We start from the raw sequence: 18826 nt of genomic DNA, 5'->3' as shown, positions 1-18826 counted from the left end.
CCTTCGGTCTTGCGTTTCCGACTCTATCAGATCCTTTCGGCGTCTGATTCCCAGTCAGCGGGAGTTGTCTTCCCGGCCGTTGGGCCGTTCCGACGAGTGAGACTTTAGCGGATTCCCGGCCTCCGCGCTAATCGGGGCCTGCGTCCTTTCGAACGCGGATTCCTCATTTCGCAAATACGCATGCCAATAAAGCGACGGCGGCGTTCGACAGCAGTCGAGTAGTGGTTGGTACCTACGGAATGGCTGTCCGGGGACCGACCGGAGTCGGCTCTCACGTCGGACAACTCGAAGAACCCTACGGATCAGTCCGGGGCGTGTCAACTCGCTGCCAGAGGGGCCCCCAGGGGCGTACTCTGGCTGCCATGACAACGCGTACGTGCAGCCAACTGTGGCGGGCCGCCTGACGGCGGCCGTACTCACGTATGTACCCAACGGCCGCCGCTTCGGCGGCCGTTCTCGTTTCTCCCTCCAGAGCTCCTGAGGACCGGCCGCACGGACGGCGGCCTCGACCAGGAGGCGAGTGGCGATGACGCGGGTTTTCAGCGGGGTTCAGCCGACCGGACATCTGACGCTGGGGAACTACCTGGGAGCGATGCGGCGGTGGGCGGCGGTGGACCAGCATCGCGCGGACTCGCTGTTCTGCGTGGTGGACCTGCACGCCCTGACCGTGGAACACGATCCCGCACGGGTGCGCAGGCTCAGTCTGCAGGCCACGAGCCTGCTGCTGGCGTCCGGGCTCGATCCCGAGGTGTGCACCGTGTACCTGCAGAGCCATGTCGACGAGCACACGCGGCTGTCGTATCTGCTGGAGTGCGTGGCGACCGACGGCGAGATGCGGCGGATGATCCAGTACAAGGAGAAGACCGCGAAGGTGCGGGAGCGCGGCGGGAGCGTACGGCTGTCGCTGCTGACGTATCCGGTGCTGATGGCGGCGGACATCCTGGCGTACGGGACGGACGAGGTGCCGGTCGGTGAGGACCAGGTGCAGCACGTCGAGCTGACGCGGGACCTGGCGGTGCGGTTCAACCAGCGGTACGGACACACGTTCGTGGTGCCGAAGGCGACGGTTCCGGAGGTCGCGGCGCGGGTGATGAACCTGCAGGACCCGACGACGAAGATGGGGAAGTCGGACGAGTCGGGTTCGGGGGTCGTCTATCTGCTCGACGAGCCGGAGGTGGTCCGCAAGAAGGTGATGCGGGCCGTGACCGACAGTGGGCGGGAGGTCGTCTACGACAGGGACGAGCGGCCAGGGCTGGCGAATCTGCTGGAGATCCTGGCCGCCTGCACGGGTGGGGACCCGGAGGCCTTGAGCGGTGTATATGAGACGTACGGGTCCTTGAAGAAGGACACCGCGGACGCCGTGGTCGAGCTCCTCAGGCCCCTACAGGAAAGGCACAGGGCTCTGTGCGCCGATCCTGGCTATGTGGAGGGGGTGCTGCGGGATGGTGCGGAGAGGGCTCGGGCCATGGCCCGGCCGACCGTGGATGCCGCTTATCGCGCGATCGGCCTGCTGCCGGCGGTTGCCGATACGGGTGCCGGCGTGGCTCTGAACACCGCTCGGTAGGCGCGCGGGTCAGTCCTTCTTGCCGGAGGCCAGCTCGCGGCTGCGGTCGCGGGCGGCCTCCAGGGCGGCGATGAGGGCGGCCCGTACGCCGTGGTTCTCGAGTTCGCGGATGGCGCTGATGGTGGTGCCCGCGGGGGAGGTGACGTTCTCGCGGAGCTTGACCGGGTGCTCGCCGCTGTCGCGGAGCATGGTGGCGGCGCCGATCGCGGACTGGACGATCAGGTCGTGGGCCTTGTCGCGGGGCAGGCCGAGCAGGATGCCGGCGTCGGTCATGGCCTCGACCAGGTAGAAGAAGTAGGCCGGGCCTGAGCCGGAGAGGGCGGTGCAGGCGTCCTGCTGGGACTCGGGGACGCGGAGCGTCTTGCCGACGGCGCCGAAGATCTCCTCGGTGTGGGCGAGGTGGTCGGCGGTGGCGTGGGTGCCGGCGGAGATGACGGACATGGCCTCGTCGACGAGGGCCGGGGTGTTCGTCATGACGCGGACGACGGGGGTGCCGGCGGCCAGCCGGTCCTCGAAGAAGGAGGTGGGGACGCCCGCGGCGCCGCTGATGACCAGGCGGTCGGCGGGGAGGTGCGGGGCGAGTTCGTCGAGGAGGGTGCCCATGTCCTGCGGTTTGACCGTGAGGATCAGGGTGTCGGCGGTCTTGGCGGCTTCCGGGTTGGTGACCGGGGTGACTCCGTAGCGGGTGCGGAGTTCCTCTGCCCGTTCCTGGCGGCGGGCGGTGACCAGGAGGTCGGCGGGCGCCCAGCCGCCGCGGATCATTCCGCTCAGCAGGGCTTCGCCGATCTTGCCGGTGCCGAGGACTGCGACTTTCTGGGTCATGGCGCGGGTGCCTCCGGGGGTTGCGTCGTCCGGGTTCATCCTCGCACCGGTGGTGGGTGGGCGGTGCGGTTGTCCGGTGGGTGGTCACGCGGTGCGGCGGCGCAGGGTCGCCGCCCCGAGGCCCAGGACGAGCAGCGCGCTGCCCGCCACGACGAGAACGTCGCGGACGAAGGTGGCCGTCACGTCGGTGTGTTTGAGGACCTCGTTCATGCCGTCGACGGCGTAGGACATGGGCAGGGCGTCGGAGATGGCCGTCAGGACGGGGTGCATCTCGGAGCGGGGGGTGAACAGGCCGCAGAGGAGGAGCTGGGGGAAGATCACGGCCGGCATGAACTGGACGGCCTGGAACTCGGAGGCCGCGAAGGCGGAGACGAACAGGCCGAGGGCGGTGCCGAGCAGGGCGTCCAGGAGGGCGACCAGGAGCAGGAGCCAGGGGCTGCCGGTGACGTCGAGGCCGAGCATCCAGAGGGCGAGGCCCGTGGCCAGGGCGGACTGGATGATCGCGAGGGTGCCGAAGGCGAGGGCGTAGCCGGCGATGAGGTCTCCCTTGCCGAGGGGCATGGCGAGGAGGCGTTCGAGGGTGCCGGAGGTGCGTTCGCGGAGGGTGGCGATGGAGGTGACCAGGAACATCGTGATCAGCGGGAAGATACCGAGCAGCGAGGCTCCGATGTTGTCGAAGGTGTGCGGGCTGCCGTCGAAGACGTAGCGCAGCAGGACCAGCAGCACGCAGGGGACCAGGATCAGCAGGGCGATGGTGCGCGGGTCGTGGCGCAGTTGCCGCAGCACGCGGGCGGCGGTGGCTGTGGTGCGGGACACGTTGAGGGCGCGGGGCGGGGACGGGACGGGCGCCGTGCTCGCAACGGTTGCGGTGCTCATCGGGTGGTCTCCTTCTCGCGGGCGGCCGCTGTGGCCTCGTCGACCAGGTGGAGGAAGGCGGCCTCGACGGTGGCGGAGCCGGTACGGGTGCGCAGGGCGTCCGGGGTGTCGTCGGCGAGGATCTCGCCCTCGCGCAGCAGCAGGAGGCGGTGGCAGCGCTCGGCCTCGTCCATGACGTGGGAGGAGACGAGGAGGGTGGTGCCGCGCGTGGCGGCGATGTCGTGGAAGAGGTTCCACAGGTCGCGGCGCAGGACGGGGTCGAGGCCGACGGTCGGCTCGTCCAGGACCAGGAGTTCGGGGCTGCCGAGCAGGGCCACTGCCAGGGAGACGCGGTTGCGCTGGCCGCCGGAGAGGTTGCCGGCGAGTGCGTCGGCGTGGCTGGTGAGATCCACGTCGGCGAGGACGCGGTCGACGTCCTGGCGCCGGTCGGCCGAGGTGCGGCCCGGCGCGAGGATCGCGGTGAAGTAGTCGAGGTTCTGCCGGACCGTCAGGTCGTCGTAGACGGAGGGGGCTTGGGTGACGTAGCCGATGCGGGTGCGCAGGGTGGGGTGGCCGGCGGGGCGGCCGAGGACCTCGAGGGTGCCGGTGACCTTGGCCTGGGTGCCGACGATCGAGCGCATCAGGGTCGACTTGCCGCAGCCGGAGGGGCCGAGCAGGCCGGTGATCTGGCCGCGCGGGACGGCGAAGTCGAGTCCGCGCAGGACGGTGCGGGGGCCTCGGACGACGGTGAGGCCCCCGGCGCGGACGGCTGGGGTGTCGGCGTCCGGCACTCCCGGGCGGGGTGGATCGGCGATGTTATTCATCATGTGATGAATAATCCTCGCGCCGGAGAACGCCGTCAAGTGGGCAGGTCATGTCGTCCTGCCCACGGGGGCCATCAGCAGGTGGCGACGATCAGCAGGACGTCGTACACCTCCTCGACCGTGCCGTCGGGGAAGATCCGCAGCAGGTGTTCGCGCTCCTCGGCGAGGAAGGCGCTGGTCGTCTCCTGGTCCTGGACGAGGAAGACCGAGTGGCTGCCGATGTTGGCGAGGTGGACGTCGACGGGAATCCTGCGGCTCCAGCGCACGACCCGGTGGGCGTGCGGCGGGATGTCCTCGACGCCCGGGAAGGCGTCCTCCGTGCGGATGGCGGCGACCCCCTGCTTGTTGCCGTGCCGGCCGCCGAAGTGGTGCCGGACGCGCTCGGACTGCTCGGTGATCCAGGGGACGTCGGCGGGGTCCCGGTTCCACCAGAGGGCGAGCGCCCCGCCGGGCCGTAGTACCCGTCGCGCCTCGGACACCGAACGGGTCGGGTCGGTCCAGTGCCAGGCCTGGGCGTAGGTGAGGAGGTCGACGGAGTCGTCGGCGAGCGGGAGGGCGTTGCCGTCGCCCCGGACGAGGGGAATGTCGGGCAGGGTGTGGCGGAACTGGGTCGCCATGCCGTCGCCGGGTTCCACGGCGATCACCTCGGCGCCGCGCGCGTGCAGCAGAGCGGTGGCGATGCCCGTACCGGCCCCGATGTCCGCGACCCGGGCCCCGGCGAGCGGGCGCCCGGCCAGCTCCTCGATCGCGTCGAGGAGGGCGGGTGGGTACGAGGGGCGGTTGGCGGCGTACTGGGCCGCGGCGGCGTTGAAGGAATGGGCACGGGTCGCGTGCGAGGAGGCGGTCATACGGCCATGGTGGCCCGGGGTGGGTGCACGGGACAGGGAGTTTTCGGGGGCGCACGGCTCCGTCGATCCTCGGTGCCGGCCGGTGTGAGCGGGGTCGGTCCCAGGGCCCTTCTCACGGATCTCCGCGGAGGAAGGAGCGGCGTCGTGGGGGCCCCTCCCAATCGAGCGCAGCCGAGAGTGGGGGAGCGTGCGATCGGCGTGCGGTGTGAAGGGTCATGTGGCGGAGCCACCTGGCCCTTCACACCGTGCGGCATGGGGGTCCCGCAGCCGAGAGTGGGGGAGTGCGTGCCGGGCGTCGCGACGTCGCGGAGATCCGTCAGAAGGGCCCTAGGAGCGGCGGCGCTTCTTCTTGGTGGGGTTGCCTGTGCGGCGGGTCGTGCGCTGTTGGTGGCGTTGGAGGGCTGCCTCGTACTCCTCGCGGTGCAGTTTCTCGCCGGGGGCCTCGGTGAGGGAGCGGATGAAGTAGGCGAGGAGGGAGCCGACGAAGCCGATGGCGAGCAGGCCGCGGAGGGCGGCCTGGCGGTCGGGGTCGGGCCGGCGGGTGAAGGAGTCCCAGGTGTGGCGGAAGGCCAGCGCGCTGCAGACGGCGAACATGACGACGACCAGGACGGTGACGAAGGCGCCGATGGCGGCGATCTGGAGGCCCTGGTAGGCGAAGCGGAGGACGAGGCAGGAGACGGCGGCGGCCGCGAGGGAGCCAACGGCTGCGCCGGCTCGGCGCAGGGGGTAGCCGTTGTCGTGGTTCACCCAGGTGGTGCCGAAGAACCGGATCGGTTCGGGGTGGGGGCCGGTGGAGCCCGCCGGGGCCGACGGGGTGCCGTTGTCGTCGCTCACGGGACGATTATGGCTCCGGGGCCGGGGCGGGCTCCGTCCGGGACGGACGGGTCAGCCGCAGCGGGAGGCCACGTAGCCGTCGCTGCCGGTGAGCACGTAGGCGTCCGAGACGAACTCGCCGTCGTCGATGTTGTCCCAGATGTCCGACGTGCCGTACGGACCGGTCACCGTGGTGCCCGGCGTCTGGCAGAAGATCGGCACCTGGGCGCCTTCGGGCAGGACACGGACGATGCCGTACTGGGTCCCCGGGCCGCGACGGACGTTGAGGCGGACGCCGGGTGCGACCGGGTAGTAGCGCAGGGCCGCGGTCGCGGCGGCCGTGGTCGCGAGGGCCTCGCCCTTGTTGCTCTCGGCCTCGCCGACCTGGTCGACAGACATGAAAAACCTCCCCCGTTGAGCCCCATGACTGCCATGGGGTCCCGTTGATTCCCCGAAAATCCGCCACGAAACACCTGTGCGCAACTCGCACGCGGAAGCTAGCACGCCGCCTCTGTCCCGTACGAGTCATCGACTAGGCTCCGTGCGTCGCGCGCGCGGACGAGAGAGCACGGGGGTGGTCCCATGGCGCCTGGGCGCAACACCGGAGCGGGCGCGGAAGCGGAACTTCCCGAGTACGCCGGTCACTACCGTCTGGAGTCCTGCCTGGGCTCCGGCGGCATGGGCGTCGTGCATCTGGCCCGCAGCACGTCCGGGATGAAGCTCGCGGTGAAGGTCGTACACGCCGAGTACGCCAAGGACCCCGAGTTCAGAGGGCGTTTCCGGCAGGAGGTCGCTGCGGCGCGGCGGGTGAGCGGTGCGTTCACCGCGTCCGTGGTCGACGCCGATCCGGAGGCCGAACGGCCCTGGATGGCGACGCTGTTCATCCCGGGACCGACCCTTTCCGATCATGTGAAGCGGAACGGGCCGATGGCTCCGGCCCAGTTGCGCCGGCTGATGGCCGGGCTCGCGGAGGCACTGCGCGACATCCACCGGGTGGGGGTCGTGCACCGGGACCTCAAACCGAGCAACGTCCTGCTCGCCGAGGACGGACCGAAGGTCATCGACTTCGGTATCTCCCGGCCGAAGGACAGCGAACTGCGCACCGAGACCGGGAAGTTGATCGGTACCCCGCCCTTCATGGCGCCCGAGCAGTTCCGGCGGCCGCGGGAGGTCGGGCCCGCGGCCGACGTCTTCGCACTCGGCTCCGTGCTGGTGCACGCGGCGACGGGGCGCGGCCCGTTCGACTCCGACAGCCCCTATGTGGTCGCCTATCAGGTCGTGCACGACGAACCGGACCTGACGGGCGTACCGGAGGAGCTCGCTCAGCTGGTGTCGCGCTGCCTCGCCAAGGAGCCGGAAAGCCGGCCCACTCCGGACGAGTTGATGCGGGAACTACGGTCGGTCGCGGCCTCGTACGACACACAGGCGTTCATACCGGCCCAGCGGGTGGGCGACGACCCGCCACCGCCGGCCGAAGCTCGCGCCGAGGGGTCCGGGCGACCGCCCGCACGGCGTGGTCGGCGCCGGAAGGCGCTGCTCGCCGCCGGGGCTGTCGTCCTCGTGGCGTCCGGTGCGCTCGCCTCGGTCCAACTGCTCGGGGACGAGGTGCCCACCTCCAGCGGCGCCGCGCCCCCGGCCTCCCCCGCGAAGTTCCGGGCGTGGGCCACGAAGCCCGTTTCGGGAAGCGGTGCGGTGCGGTGCTCGTACGGAGCGGGGAAGCTGCTCTGCGCCCGGCCCGGCGTCGTGTTCGCCGAAGACCCGTCCGACGGCGGTCTGCTGTGGCGCCATTCCGCGGACACGACGCGCTGGAGCACTCCGCCGGTGCTGTCGGGCGGCCTCGTGCAGCCCCTTCCCGACCACGGCCGGCACCTGGAGGCCCTGGATCCGGCCTCGGGCAAGGTCCGCTGGGAGCGGAACGTCCCCGAGTACACCCTGGCCCAACCGGTCGGCCGCATGATCCTTCTGACCCACGCGGACGGCACGGTCAGCGGCCTGGACAGCGCGTCCGGCGAGACGAAGTGGTCCCGCGCCATCCCGGACGGCGCCGCGTCGGCCTTCACCTCTTTCCCCGGTGACCCGCTGGCGTACGTGTCCAGCGTCTCCGCCACGGGGACGAGCACGCACGTCACCGCCGTGGATCCCGCCACCGGTGAGGTGCGGTGGGACGCTCACCTCACCGGTTCCCTGGAACCGGTCGGCGCCTCCGGCGGTTCGGTCTTCTTCCTCGCGGCGGACCCCGTCTACGGCGACACTCAGGCGGTCGTCCGCTACGAGCCCGGATCCAGGTCGACACGCAGGGTGGCCATGTCCGTCCGCCGCCAGAGTGCCCACGCCGTCGTGCGCGGCAAGGTCGTGTACCTGCTGGCCGCCGGCGGTTCACTGGCAGCCGTCGACATGCGCTCCGGCGGACAACTGTGGACCATCGAAACCTCGGTGAGCCGAGGCTCCGTACCCGTCGCCGACAGCCGTTACGTGTACGTGAGCGCCGCCGACGGACGCCTGCTCGCGGTCGACGCCCGCAAGGGGACGCTCACTGGGCAGACCCGGGCGCGGCTCGGCACGAGCACGGGGCAGGTGGTGAGCGCCGCCCTCCCCGCCCCCGTCCTCGCTCACGACCACGTCTACGCCGCCGCCCCGGACGGCACCGTCTTCGCCGTGGACGCCCGGGATCCGTCGGCCTGGTAGTGACTGGGCCTGGGCGGGTCAGCCCAGCTTCGTCACGTCCCGCACCGCGCCCCGGTCCGCGCTGGTCGCCATCGCGGCGTAGGCGCGCAGGGCCGCGGAGACCTTGCGTTCGCGGGACCTGGGGGCGTACACGCCGCCCAGGGCCTGCTCGCGGCGGGTGAGTTCCTCGGCGTCGACGAGGAGCTCGATCGTGCGGTTCGGGATGTCGATGCGGATGCGGTCGCCGTCCTCGACGAGGGCGATCGTGCCGCCGGACGCGGCCTCCGGGGAGGCGTGGCCGATCGACAGACCGGACGTGCCGCCGGAGAAGCGGCCGTCGGTGATCAGCGCGCAGGTCTTGCCGAGGCCGCGGCCCTTGAGGAAGGACGTCGGGTAGAGCATCTCCTGCATGCCGGGACCGCCCTTGGGGCCCTCGTAGCGGATGACGACCACGTCGCCGTGGGTGATCTGCTTGTTGAGGATCTTCTCGACGGCCTCTTCCTGCGACTCGCAGACGACCGCCGGGCCCTCGAAGGTCCAGATCGACTCGTCGACGCCGGCCGTCTTCACCACGCAGCCGTCGACGGCGAGGTTGCCCTTGAGGACCGCGAGGCCGCCGTCCTTGGAGTAGGCGTGCTCGACGGAGCGGATGCAGCCTTCCGCCGCGTCCTCGTCCAGGGCCTCCCAGCGCTCGGACTGGGAGAAGGCCTCGGCGGAGCGGACGCAGCCCGGGGCCGCGTGCCACAGTTCCACCGCCTCGGGGGACGGGGAGCCGCCGCGCACGTCCCAGGTCTTCAGCCAGTCCGCGAGGGACGGGCTGTGGACGGAGTGGACGTCCTCGTTGAGCAGGCCGGCGCGGTGCAGTTCGCCGAGCAGGGCCGGGATGCCGCCGGCGCGGTGCACGTCCTCCATGTAGTACGTGCGGGTCTTCGCGACGTTCGGGGCGACCTTGGCGAGGCAGGGCACGCGGCGCGAGACCGCGTCGATCTCGTTCAGGCCGAAGGGGACGCCCGCCTCCTCGGCCGCGGCCAGCAGGTGCAGGATCGTGTTGGTCGAGCCGCCCATCGCGATGTCCAGCGCCATGGCGTTCTCGAAGGCGGAGAAGGTGGCGATGGAGCGGGGCAGGACCGTGTCGTCGTCCTGCTCGTAGTAGCGACGGGTGATGTCCATGACCGTCCGCGCGGCGGTGACGTAGAGCTGCTTGCGCGCGGTGTGGGTGGCCAGGACCGAGCCGTTGCCGGGCAGGGAGAGGCCGATGGCCTCGGTCAGGCAGTTCATCGAGTTGGCGGTGAACATGCCGGAACAGCTGCCGCAGGTCGGACAGGCGTTCTCCTCGATACGGAGGATGTCCTCGTCCGAGATCGTGTCGTTCACGGCGTCGGAGATCGCGTCGACCAGGTCGAGGGTGCGCACCGTGCCGTCGACGAGGGTCGCGCGACCGGCCTCCATGGGGCCGCCGGAGACGAAGACCGTCGGGATGTTCAGGCGCAGGGCCGCCATCAGCATGCCCGGCGTGATCTTGTCGCAGTTGGAGATGCAGACCAGGGCGTCGGCGCAGTGCGCCTCGACCATGTACTCGACCGAGTCCGCGATGAGGTCGCGGGAGGGCAGGGAGTACAGCATGCCGCCGTGGCCCATGGCGATGCCGTCGTCCACGGCGATGGTGTTGAACTCGCGCGGGATGCCGCCCGCCTCGGTGATCGCCTCGCTGACGATGCGGCCGACGGGCTGCAGGTGGGTGTGGCCCGGCACGAACTCGGTGAAGGAGTTGGCGACGGCGATGATCGGCTTCCGTCCGATGTCCGCACCGGGTACACCGGAGGCGCGCATAAGGGCGCGGGCGCCCGCCATGTTGCGGCCGTGGGTGACTGTGCGGGACCTCAGCTCGGGCATCGTCGCTCGCTCCTTCAGACAGGTAGGGCTGCTACCGAGCCTACGCCGGTCATCCAGGGGTCGGGACGCCCTGTCCGGAATGCGGGACGTACATCTCGCCGACCGACTGCTTCACGGTCCGGTCAAATGCCCCTGTACCACCGGCGACACCCGCGCGATCAGTTGCTCCATGTCCGCCGAGGCCAGCGGCTCCAGCTTGATCACGTAGCGCATCATCGCGCACCCCACCAGCTGCGCGGCCGCCAGTTCGACGCGCAGCTCGCCGTCCGGCGCGTCCAGCTGGGCGGCGACGCGGCGCATGAGCTGGGAGGCGATCAGGCCGCGGAACACGGTGGCCGCGGTCTCGTTGGTGACGGCGGAGCGCAGGATCGCCAGCAGGGGCGTACGCGTCGTCGGGTTCTCCCAGACACCGAAGACGAACCGCGTCATGCGCTCGCCGACGCCGTCCAGGGGGCCGTCGGCCACCGCCTCGGGCGCGTTCAGCGCGGGCGCGAAGGCGACCTCGATGGCGGCGGCGAAGATCTGTTCCTTGGTCCCGAAGTAGTGGTGCACCAGCGCCGAGTCCACGCCGGCCGCCTTCGCGATCCCCCGCACGGATGTCTTCTCGTACCCGCGTTCGGAGAACTCCTCGCGGGCCACGGTCAGGATCCGGTCCCGGGTGTCCGCGGACTCGGTACGGGTACGACGGCCCCGGCGCCGGGAGGCGGTGTCGGTCACGACCGGGGCACCTTCACCGGCGACGCGAGGTGCAGCCGTGTGAAGGCCAGCGCCTCCGCGAGATCGGCCTCGCGTTCGGCGCCTGACATCGCGCGCCGCGTGTTGACCTCGATGACGACATGGCCGTCGAAGCCGGTCAGGGCGAGCCGCTCCAGCAGCTCGGCGCAGGGCTGGGAGCCGCGGCCGGGGACCAGGTGCTCGTCCTTGGCCGATCCCTTGCCGTCGGCCAGGTGGACGTGGCCGAGGCGGTCGCCCATGCGGTCGACCATCTGCAGCGTGTCGGAGCGGGCCGTCGCGCTGTGACTGAGGTCGATCGTGAAGTGGCGGTAGTCCTCCTTCGTCACGTCCCAGTCGGGGGCGTACGCGAGCATCTCGCGGTCGCGGTAGCGCCAGGGGTACATGTTCTCGACGGCGAACCGCACGTCCGTCTCGTTCGCCATGCGCCAGATCCCGGTCACGAAGTCACGCGCGTATTGGCGCTGCCAGCGGAAGGGCGGGTGGACGACGACGGTGCTCGCCCCGAGCTTCTCGGCGGCGGCGCGGGCCCGCTGGAGCTTGACCCAGGGGTCGGTCGACCAGACCCGTTGCGTGATGAGCAGGCAGGGGGCGTGCACGGCCAGGATCGGGATGCGGTGGTAGTCGCTGAGTCTGCGCAGCGCCTCGATGTCCTGACTGACCGGGTCGGTCCACACCATGACCTCGACCCCGTCGTATCCGAGGCGCGCGGCGACCTCGAAGGCCGTCGCCGTGGACTCCGGGTACACGGAGGCCGTGGACAGCGCGACCTTCGCATCCGGGATGCACACGACTGGCTCCGCCATGCCGACAGGGTACGGGGTGCGGTGGGTTGGGGGTGGGGCGCCTCTTCGCCGTTGTGGTGTTCGCCACGAGCGGGTGCGGGTGGTTTGTGGTTGCTCGCGCCCCGCGACGGAGTCGCTCATGTCACAGCCCCGCGCCCCCAAGAGGGGGCGCTACACCGACCCCATGTGATCGAGGCGACGCAGGATGACGCCCTCGCGCAGGGCCCATGGGCAGATTTCAAGGCTCTCCACGCCGAAGAGGTCCATGGCACCCTCTGCCACCAAGGCGCCGGCCAGGAGCTGGCTCGAGCGGCCCTCGCTCACGCCGGGGAGTTCGGCTCGTTGGGCTGCCGACATTCCGGCCAGCCTCGGGACCCAGGCCTCCAGGGATTCGCGTTTCAGTTCGCGCTGGACGTAGAGGCCCTCCGTCGAGCGGGCGGCGCCGGCGATGCGGGCCAGTTGCTTGAAGGTCTTGGACGTGGCGACCACGTGATCGGGCGGCCCGAAGCGGGTGAACTCGCCCACCGTGCGGGCGATCTGGGCGCGGACGTGGCGGCGCAGGTTCCGTATGGACTCGGCGTCCGGTGGGTCGCCGGGGAGCCAGCCGGCGGTGAGGCGGCCGGCACCGAGCGGGAGGGAGACGGCGGCGTCGGGTTCCTCGTCGATGCCGTACGCGATCTCCAGGGAGCCGCCGCCGATGTCCAGGACCAGGAGCTTGCCCGCGGACCAGCCGAACCAGCGGCGGGCCGCGAGGAAGGTCAGCCGGGCCTCCTCCTCGCCGTCCAGGACCTGCAGCTCGACGCCGGTCTCCGCCTGCACGCGCGCGAGGACGTCGTCGGCGTTGCTGGCCTCGCGCACGGCGGAGGTCGCGAAGGGGAGGAAGTTCTCGACGCCCTTGTCCTCGGCGGCCTGCAGACACTCGTGGACGACGTCGATCAGTTTGCGGACGCCTTCGAGGCCGACCGCTCCGTCGCCGTCGAGGAGTTGGGCGAGGCGCAGTTCCGCCTTGTGTGAGTGCGCGGGCAGCGGGCGCGCGCCCGGGTGCGCGTCCACCACCAGCAGATGCACCGTGTTCGATCCCACGTCGAGGACACCGAGTCTCATGTACGGAACGCTACTGCCACCTGGGCGGTCCTCCGTATTCCCCGGGGCTGCGGTGGCCGTACGCTGGTCCTGTGCCAAAGACGAAAAGGGCGAAGAACGACAAGTCCGCCGCGGCCGCTGCGCAGGAAGATCCGCAGGTGAGGGCGCCGAAGTCGGCGAAGCTGTCGAAGAAGGCCCGGGCAGCCGACGAGAAGGGCCTCGACTTCGCGCGCGCGTGGGTGGAGTTCCCGGATCCGGCGGACGACGAGCAGGTCTTCCGCTGCGATCTGACATGGCTGACCTCTCGCTGGAACTGCGTCTTCGGCAGTGGCTGCCAGGGCATCCAGGCGGGCCGCGCGGACGACGGGTGCTGCACGCTGGGGGCCCACTTCTCGGACGAGGACGACGAGAAGCGCGTCGCCGAGCACGTGGCCCGGCTCACCCCGGACATCTGGCAGCACCACGACGAGGGGCTGCGCGGCGGCTGGGTGTCCGAGGACGAGGACGGCGACCGGCAGACCCGGCCCTTCCAGGGCTCCTGCATCTTCCAGAACCGGCCCGGGTTCGCGGGCGGCGCGGGCTGCTCGCTGCACATCCTGGCCCTGCGGGAGGGCCGCGAGCCGCTGGAGACCAAGCCGGACGTGTGCTGGCAGCTGCCGGTCCGGCGGACCTACGACTGGATCGACCGGCCCGACGACACCCGGGTGCTGCAGGTGTCGATCGGTGAGTACGACCGCCGGGGCTGGGGTCCGGGCGGCCACGACCTGCACTGGTGGTGCACGTCGGCGACCTCGGCGCACGGCGCGGGCGAGCCGGTGTACGTGTCCTACCGGGCGGAGCTGACCGAGCTGATGGGCAAGGCGGGCTACGACCGGCTCGTGGAGCTGTGCGAGCAGCGGCTGGCCTCGCAGCTGCCCCTGCTGGCGCCGCATCCGGCGGACCCCGTCCACTGACCCCGTCCCCCGGGGTCTACGGCGCGGTCGGGATCGGCGTGGCGCCGCCGCCGGGCGGCGTCGGGCCCCCCGGGTCGGACGAGGGGGAGCCGGTGGGCGTCGGGGTCGGGTCGGAGGACGCGGGTGGGCCGCTCGGGGTGGGTGACGAGGGGGCCGTGGGCGCCGGGGTCGGGTCGGGGGCGGACGAGGGCGCGTCGCTGGGAGTGCCGGGGCCCGCGGGCGCGGGGCCGTAGCCGCCGATGGTGACGACGGCGCCGGCCGGTGCGAACGCCACCCGCGCGATCCAGTGGCCGGACGGCTCGCGCAACTGGTCGACGTACACCTTGATGGTCAGCGTCTCGCCGGGCGCGAGGGTTCCTGTGGAACGGCTCAGATAGAGCCAGGAGGCGCCGGTGGTCGCGGACCAGCGCACCGGTGCGGATCCGGTCGCCCGCAGGGTGACGGTCGTGGTGTCGCCGTTGATGGCCGCCGAAACCGCGAGGTGGCCCGCGCTCTTGCCGCCGGCGCCGGCGACGCTGACGACCTCCACGGAGACGTCGGTCCTGGCGCCCCTGCGGAAGCCGTTGTCGGGCCGGGTGCTGGCATTGCCGGCGTTCTCGTAGCCGCCGGCCGTGTCGCCGTTCAGGCTGTCGGCGCCGTGCGCCTCGCTCGCGGTGGCGGAGTGGCCGTCGCCGCCCTCGTCCGGTGCGCCCCGGTAGGCGGCCCACAGGGCGAGCACGGGGGCGGCGACCACGGTGGCGACGACGGTCGTGGTGACGGCACGCGCGCGCAGGCGGTCGCGGCGGGCGGCGCGGTCCTTGGGGTCCATGGGGAAGCCGCGCCGGTCGAAGCGGGGCACGGCGGCGCCACGCGCGCGTGGGTGATGCGCCAGCGCCACGTGCACGGCCGCGCGGGGCGCCTCCAGGACGGGCAGCTCGGCCGGGGTGACCGTCGCGCCGGGCCAGCGGCCGGGGATCGCGCGCTCGGCGCTGCGCCGGCAGTGCGGGCAGTCGTCCACGTGCCGGACGAGTTCCTTGCGCAGGGCGGAGCTGAGCACCAGTTGCTGGTCGCCGGTGAGCCGGGCCACGCCGGGACAGCCGCCGGTCTCGACGACGGCGAGGGCCGCGCGCGTGCGCTCGACCTCGCAGGCGGCGGAGGCCAGCAGTTCCCGCGCGTTCGCGAGGTCCATGCCGAGGACGGCGGCGACCTCGTGGGCGGCGAGGTGGTGGCGCACCGCGAGCTCCAGCGCCTCGCGCTGCTCCGGGGTGGTGCCGGCCGCCTCCGGCCAGGCGAGCTGGGAGAGTTCGCGCCGGCGTTCCTCCTGCACCTCGTCGGCGACGGGCGGTTCCGTGTCGCCGGTGTGCCGGCCCGCCGCGTGGGTGCCCTGACGTTTCTGCTTGGCCGCGGCGAGCTTGCGCAGGCACGCCCAGCGGGCCAGCGCGTACAGCCACGCGCGGCGGTCGCCTGCCGTCTGGGGCCCGCCGCGCTTCTCGGCGAGCGCGAGGACGTCGCCGAGGGCCTCGGTGGCCGTGACGTGGTCGCACAGCACGGACAGGCAGTAGGTGAACAGCCCGTCCAGATACGGCTCGTAGCGCGCGGGCGGCCGCTGCGCCAGCGTGTGCGCCGCGGCACGGTCACGCGCCTCCCGGTGCGCTCGGTGTGCGCCGGTGGTGCGGGTCGAGGTCTCCGGAATGCTGCTCATCACCCGTGGACGGTAGGGCGCGAAGACCAGGCCCTTCTGCCGCCTTCAGCACATTTACTCCGTACGGGTGAAACGATCCCTCAATAGGGGACAGGAACGTTCGTTCCCTGGCCGGCCGGGCGCGAGGGTGGCCGGTTCGTGTCGGGACGAGGGGTTTTGTTCCGGAGTCGGCCCGTCCGCCTCCGACCGTGGTTGTCAGTGGCGCCGGTTACGGTTCTCGACATGGCTGCCCGTACCAGGACCACCAAGGACCGCCCGTCCTACCGCTGCACCGAGTGCGGCTGGCAGACGGCCAAGTGGCTCGGTCGCTGCCCCGAGTGTCAGGCCTGGGGGACGATCGAGGAGTACGGCGCGCCCGCGGTCCGTACGACGACGCCGGGGCGCGTCACGACCTCAGCGCTGCCCATCGGCCAGGTCGACGGCCGCCAGGCCACCGCCCGCTCCACCGGCGTGCCCGAGCTGGACCGGGTGCTCGGCGGCGGCCTCGTGCCCGGCGCGGTCGTGCTGTTGGCGGGCGAGCCCGGCGTCGGCAAGTCGACGCTCCTGCTGGACGTGGCGGCCAAGTCGGCGAGCGAGGAGCACCGCACCCTCTATGTCACCGGCGAGGAGTCGGCGAGCCAGGTCCGGCTGCGCGCCGACCGCATCAAGGCCATCCACGACGACCTGTATCTCGCCGCTGAGACCGATCTGGCCGCCGTGCTCGGCCACTTGGACGCCGTGAAGCCGTCGCTGCTGATCCTCGACTCGGTGCAGACCGTCGCCTCCCCGGAGATCGACGGCGCCCCGGGCGGCATGGCGCAGGTGCGCGAGGTCGCCGGCGCGCTCATCCGCGCCTCCAAGGAGCGCGGCATGTCCACCCTCCTCGTGGGCCATGTCACCAAGGACGGCGCGATCGCCGGCCCCCGCCTCCTGGAACACCTCGTGGACGTCGTCCTGAACTTCGAGGGCGACCGGCACGCCCGGCTGCGCCTGGTGCGGGGCGTCAAGAACCGGTACGGCACCACGGACGAGGTCGGCTGCTTCGAACTGCACGACGAAGGCATCACGGGCCTCGCCGACCCGAGCGGACTTTTCCTGACACGACGTGACGAACCGGTCCCGGGTACCTGTCTGACGGTCACCCTGGAGGGCCGCCGCCCGCTGGTCGCCGAGGTCCAGGCGCTCACCGTGGACTCGCAGATCCCCTCCCCGCGCCGTACCACCTCCGGTCTGGAGACCTCCCGCGTCTCGATGATGCTGGCCGTCCTCGAGCAGCGGGGGCGGATCAGCGCGCTCGGCAAGCGGGACATCTACTCCGCGACGGTCGGCGGTGTGAAGCTGTCCGAGCCCGCCGCCGACCTCGCCATCGCCCTCGCGCTGGCCTCCGCCGCCAGTGACACCCCGCTGCCGAAGAACCTCGTCGCGATCGGCGAGGTGGGCCTCGCGGGCGAGGTCAGACGGGTCACGGGCGTCCAGCGCAGGCTCGCCGAGGCGCACCGTCTGGGCTTCACGCACGCGCTCGTGCCGGGCGATCCGGGCAAGATCCCCACCGGCATGAAGGTCCTGGAAGTCGCGGACATAGGGGACGCCCTGAGGGTCCTCCCGCGCTCGCGTCGCCGAGACGCCCCACGGGACGAGGAGGAGCGCCGGTAGACTTTGCCCTGGTCTCGCCCGTCCGTACGAACAGAATGTGCGGCACGGGGGCGCCCCAGAACCTGCGACCGGAGGAGTGCAGTGGCAGCCAACGACCGGGCGGCAGCTCCCGGAAAGTCCGGCGGGAGCTCCGGTGCCGATGGCCTGATGCGCGCCTCACTGAGCGCGGTGGCTCCCGGCACCGCGATGCGCGACGGCCTCGAGCGCGTGCTCCGCGGCAACACCGGCGGACTCATCGTGCTGGGCTTCGACAAGACCGTCGAGGCCATGTCCACGGGCGGTTTCGTGCTGGACGTGGAGTTCACGGCCACGCGCCTGCGGGAGCTGTGCAAGCTCGACGGCGGCATCGTGATCTCCTCGGACCTGTCGAAGATCCTGCGGGCGGGCGTGCAGTTCGTTCCGGACGCGACGATCCCGACGGAGGAGACCGGTACCCGGCACCGCACGGCGGACCGGGTCTCCAAGCAGGTCGGCTTCCCGGTGGTCTCCGTCTCCCAGTCGATGCGGCTGATCGCGCTGTACGTCGACGGTCAGCGCCGCGTCCTGGAGGACTCGGCGGCGATCCTCTCCCGCGCCAACCAGGCCCTGGCGACGCTGGAGCGCTACAAGCTGCGCCTGGACGAGGTGGCCGGCACGCTGTCCGCGCTGGAGATCGAGGACCTGGTGACGGTCCGCGACGTCTCCGCCGTCGCCCAGCGCCTGGAGATGGTCCGCCGTATCGCCACCGAGATCGCCGAGTACGTGGTCGAACTGGGTACCGACGGACGTCTCCTCGCGCTCCAGCTGGACGAGTTGATCGCTGGCGTGGAACCGGAACGCGAACTCGTGGTCCGCGACTACGTCCCCGAGCCCACCGCGAAGCGCTCCCGCACGGTCGACGAGGCCCTGTCCGAACTCGACGCCCTCACCCACGCCGAGCTCCTCGAACTCGCCACGGTGGCCCGCGCCTTGGGCTACACCGGCTCCCCGGAGGCCCTGGACTCGGCGGTCTCCCCCCGCGGCTTCCGCCTCCTGGCGAAGGTCCCGCGGCTCCCCGGGGCGATCATCGACCGCCTGGTGGAACACTTCGGCGGCCTCCAGAAGCTGCTCGCCGCGAGCGTGGACGACCTCCAGACGGTGGACGGCGTCGGCGAGGCCAGAGCCCGCAGCGTCCGCGAGGGCCTGTCCCGCCTGGCGGAAAGCTCCATCCTGGAACGCTACGTGTGAGTCGTCCCCCGGTCGCGGCCGGCCCCAGGGGGTCCGACCGCTCCCGCCTCCCCCGCGCATGAGGGCGCCTCGACGCCCAGGGGGTGGTAAGCCCCGCGCAGCACCGGCGGCGCCTGCGCACACGGGCCGCGCATCGAACGCCGCGGGCACCTCGCCGCACCTTCGAAGAACCCCTGGCGATCGCCCGCCACTCGCCCGCGGGAACCGTCCGCCGAGCCCTAGGGCCGCGGCAGGCAGCGTTCACCCCGTCGCGACGCCCGGCACGCCCTCTCGCCGCACCGGCCGAAACCCCAAGTACGTCCGGTCCATCAACGGGGCATTCCGCCCGGCACGCTGAGAGGACGCCCCGGACGCCGCTCCTTATCGGGCAAACGTCGCCTGTCGCGGCACTAGTAGACTGTCGCGACTAAGTGTCTTTCTGGTTGGTGGAGTTGGGGTCGGGCAGGCTTCGTATGATGCTTGCGTTCGGCC

Annotated in this window: 16 protein-coding genes; 5 read left to right on the top strand and 11 right to left on the bottom strand. The window is 71.7% G+C overall.

Translation table 11 applies throughout. The annotated features are described in order from the left end of the window. The first annotated feature begins 526 nt into the window (after positions 1-526). Positions 527-1564: a tryptophan--tRNA ligase gene (gene trpS, locus ACIRVK_RS43370; RefSeq protein ID WP_404257342.1), complete on the top strand. Its 1038-nt coding sequence runs from the start codon at positions 527-529 to the stop codon at positions 1562-1564. Positions 1565-1573: 9 nt separating this feature from the next. Here the strand turns inward: trpS and proC are convergent, their stop codons facing one another. From proC to ACIRVK_RS43340, 6 genes are all read right to left on the bottom strand, one after another. Then, positions 1574-2386, bottom strand: a complete 813-nt coding sequence (gene proC, locus ACIRVK_RS43365) for a pyrroline-5-carboxylate reductase (RefSeq protein ID WP_404257340.1) — start codon at positions 2384-2386, stop codon at positions 1574-1576. 84 nt (positions 2387-2470) lie between these two features. Further along, positions 2471-3262, bottom strand: a complete 792-nt coding sequence (locus ACIRVK_RS43360) for an ABC transporter permease (protein ID WP_404257338.1) — start codon at positions 3260-3262, stop codon at positions 2471-2473. Further along, a complete protein-coding gene (locus ACIRVK_RS43355) occupies positions 3259-4068 on the bottom strand; it encodes an ABC transporter ATP-binding protein (RefSeq protein ID WP_404257336.1) in 810 nt (269 codons plus the stop codon). Before ACIRVK_RS43355 ends, ACIRVK_RS43360 begins: the two co-directional genes overlap by 4 nt. A gap of 71 nt (positions 4069-4139) precedes the next feature. Further along, positions 4140-4913, bottom strand: a complete 774-nt coding sequence (locus ACIRVK_RS43350; RefSeq protein ID WP_404257334.1) for a class I SAM-dependent methyltransferase — start codon at positions 4911-4913, stop codon at positions 4140-4142. A 327-nt stretch (positions 4914-5240) separates the two neighbouring features. After that, positions 5241-5747, bottom strand: a complete 507-nt coding sequence (locus tag ACIRVK_RS43345) for an EamA/RhaT family transporter (RefSeq protein ID WP_404257332.1) — start codon at positions 5745-5747, stop codon at positions 5241-5243. A gap of 51 nt (positions 5748-5798) precedes the next feature. After that, positions 5799-6125, bottom strand: coding sequence for an SH3 domain-containing protein (locus ACIRVK_RS43340; RefSeq protein WP_404257331.1), 327 nt, complete (start codon positions 6123-6125; stop codon positions 5799-5801). Positions 6126-6308: 183 nt separating this feature from the next. Between ACIRVK_RS43340 and ACIRVK_RS43335 the strand changes: the two genes are divergently transcribed. Next, positions 6309-8411, top strand: coding sequence for a PQQ-binding-like beta-propeller repeat protein (locus ACIRVK_RS43335; protein ID WP_404257329.1), 2103 nt, complete (start codon positions 6309-6311; stop codon positions 8409-8411). 18 nt (positions 8412-8429) lie between these two features. Here the strand turns inward: ACIRVK_RS43335 and ilvD are convergent, their stop codons facing one another. From ilvD to ACIRVK_RS43315, 4 genes are all read right to left on the bottom strand, one after another. Next, positions 8430-10283: a dihydroxy-acid dehydratase gene (gene ilvD, locus ACIRVK_RS43330; protein ID WP_404257327.1), complete on the bottom strand. Its 1854-nt coding sequence runs from the start codon at positions 10281-10283 to the stop codon at positions 8430-8432. Between the two features lie 111 nt (positions 10284-10394). Beyond that, positions 10395-11000 (bottom strand): TetR family transcriptional regulator, encoded by a 606-nt coding sequence (locus tag ACIRVK_RS43325; RefSeq protein ID WP_404257325.1) that lies wholly within the window; start codon positions 10998-11000, stop codon positions 10395-10397. Beyond that, positions 10997-11821: a sugar phosphate isomerase/epimerase family protein gene (locus ACIRVK_RS43320; protein ID WP_404257323.1), complete on the bottom strand. Its 825-nt coding sequence runs from the start codon at positions 11819-11821 to the stop codon at positions 10997-10999. The genes ACIRVK_RS43325 and ACIRVK_RS43320 overlap by 4 nt, the downstream gene beginning before the upstream one ends. Before the next feature lie 150 nt (positions 11822-11971). Continuing rightward, positions 11972-12904 (bottom strand): Ppx/GppA family phosphatase, encoded by a 933-nt coding sequence (locus ACIRVK_RS43315; RefSeq protein ID WP_404257321.1) that lies wholly within the window; start codon positions 12902-12904, stop codon positions 11972-11974. A 71-nt stretch (positions 12905-12975) separates the two neighbouring features. Here ACIRVK_RS43315 and ACIRVK_RS43310 point away from each other — a divergent pair, with 71 nt between their 5' ends. Continuing rightward, positions 12976-13836 (top strand): hypothetical protein, encoded by an 861-nt coding sequence (locus tag ACIRVK_RS43310; RefSeq protein WP_404257319.1) that lies wholly within the window; start codon positions 12976-12978, stop codon positions 13834-13836. Positions 13837-13852: 16 nt separating this feature from the next. On the opposite strand, the gene ACIRVK_RS43305 is transcribed toward ACIRVK_RS43310, so the two are convergent. Beyond that, complete coding sequence (locus ACIRVK_RS43305) at positions 13853-15520, bottom strand: hypothetical protein (RefSeq protein WP_404257317.1); 1668 nt, start codon at positions 15518-15520, stop codon at positions 13853-13855. 219 nt (positions 15521-15739) lie between these two features. Between ACIRVK_RS43305 and radA the strand changes: the two genes are divergently transcribed. Both radA and disA read left to right on the top strand, forming a co-directional pair. Then, positions 15740-17149, top strand: coding sequence for a DNA repair protein RadA (radA, locus tag ACIRVK_RS43300; RefSeq protein WP_404257315.1), 1410 nt, complete (start codon positions 15740-15742; stop codon positions 17147-17149). An 81-nt stretch (positions 17150-17230) separates the two neighbouring features. Beyond that, positions 17231-18355 carry a DNA integrity scanning diadenylate cyclase DisA gene (disA, locus tag ACIRVK_RS43295; protein WP_404257313.1) on the top strand — a complete coding sequence of 375 codons (1125 nt, stop codon included), beginning with the start codon at positions 17231-17233 and terminating at the stop codon, positions 18353-18355. Positions 18356-18826 lie beyond the last annotated feature (471 nt).

Source organism: Streptomyces sp. NPDC101152 (assembly GCF_044768275.1).
GTDB lineage: Bacteria > Actinomycetota > Actinomycetes > Streptomycetales > Streptomycetaceae > Streptomyces.
This window is presented reverse-complemented; position numbering and strand designations above follow the sequence as displayed.

Bases quoted from the DNA above. Each gene is read 5' to 3' on its own strand.
- ACIRVK_RS43355 (WP_404257336.1), bottom strand. From the start codon at position 4,068: ATGATGAATAACATCGCCGATCCACCCCGCCCGGGAGTGCCGGACGCC.
- ACIRVK_RS43315 (WP_404257321.1), bottom strand. From the start codon at position 12,904: ATGAGACTCGGTGTCCTCGACGTGGGATCGAACACGGTGCATCTGCTG.
- trpS (WP_404257342.1), top strand. From the start codon at position 527: ATGACGCGGGTTTTCAGCGGGGTTCAGCCGACCGGACATCTGACGCTG.
- proC (WP_404257340.1), bottom strand. From the start codon at position 2,386: ATGACCCAGAAAGTCGCAGTCCTCGGCACCGGCAAGATCGGCGAAGCC.
- ACIRVK_RS43360 (WP_404257338.1), bottom strand. From the start codon at position 3,262: ATGAGCACCGCAACCGTTGCGAGCACGGCGCCCGTCCCGTCCCCGCCC.
- ilvD (WP_404257327.1), bottom strand. From the start codon at position 10,283: ATGCCCGAGCTGAGGTCCCGCACAGTCACCCACGGCCGCAACATGGCG.
- radA (WP_404257315.1), top strand. From the start codon at position 15,740: ATGGCTGCCCGTACCAGGACCACCAAGGACCGCCCGTCCTACCGCTGC.
- ACIRVK_RS43340 (WP_404257331.1), bottom strand. From the start codon at position 6,125: ATGTCTGTCGACCAGGTCGGCGAGGCCGAGAGCAACAAGGGCGAGGCC.
- ACIRVK_RS43335 (WP_404257329.1), top strand. From the start codon at position 6,309: ATGGCGCCTGGGCGCAACACCGGAGCGGGCGCGGAAGCGGAACTTCCC.
- ACIRVK_RS43350 (WP_404257334.1), bottom strand. From the start codon at position 4,913: ATGACCGCCTCCTCGCACGCGACCCGTGCCCATTCCTTCAACGCCGCC.
- ACIRVK_RS43320 (WP_404257323.1), bottom strand. From the start codon at position 11,821: ATGGCGGAGCCAGTCGTGTGCATCCCGGATGCGAAGGTCGCGCTGTCC.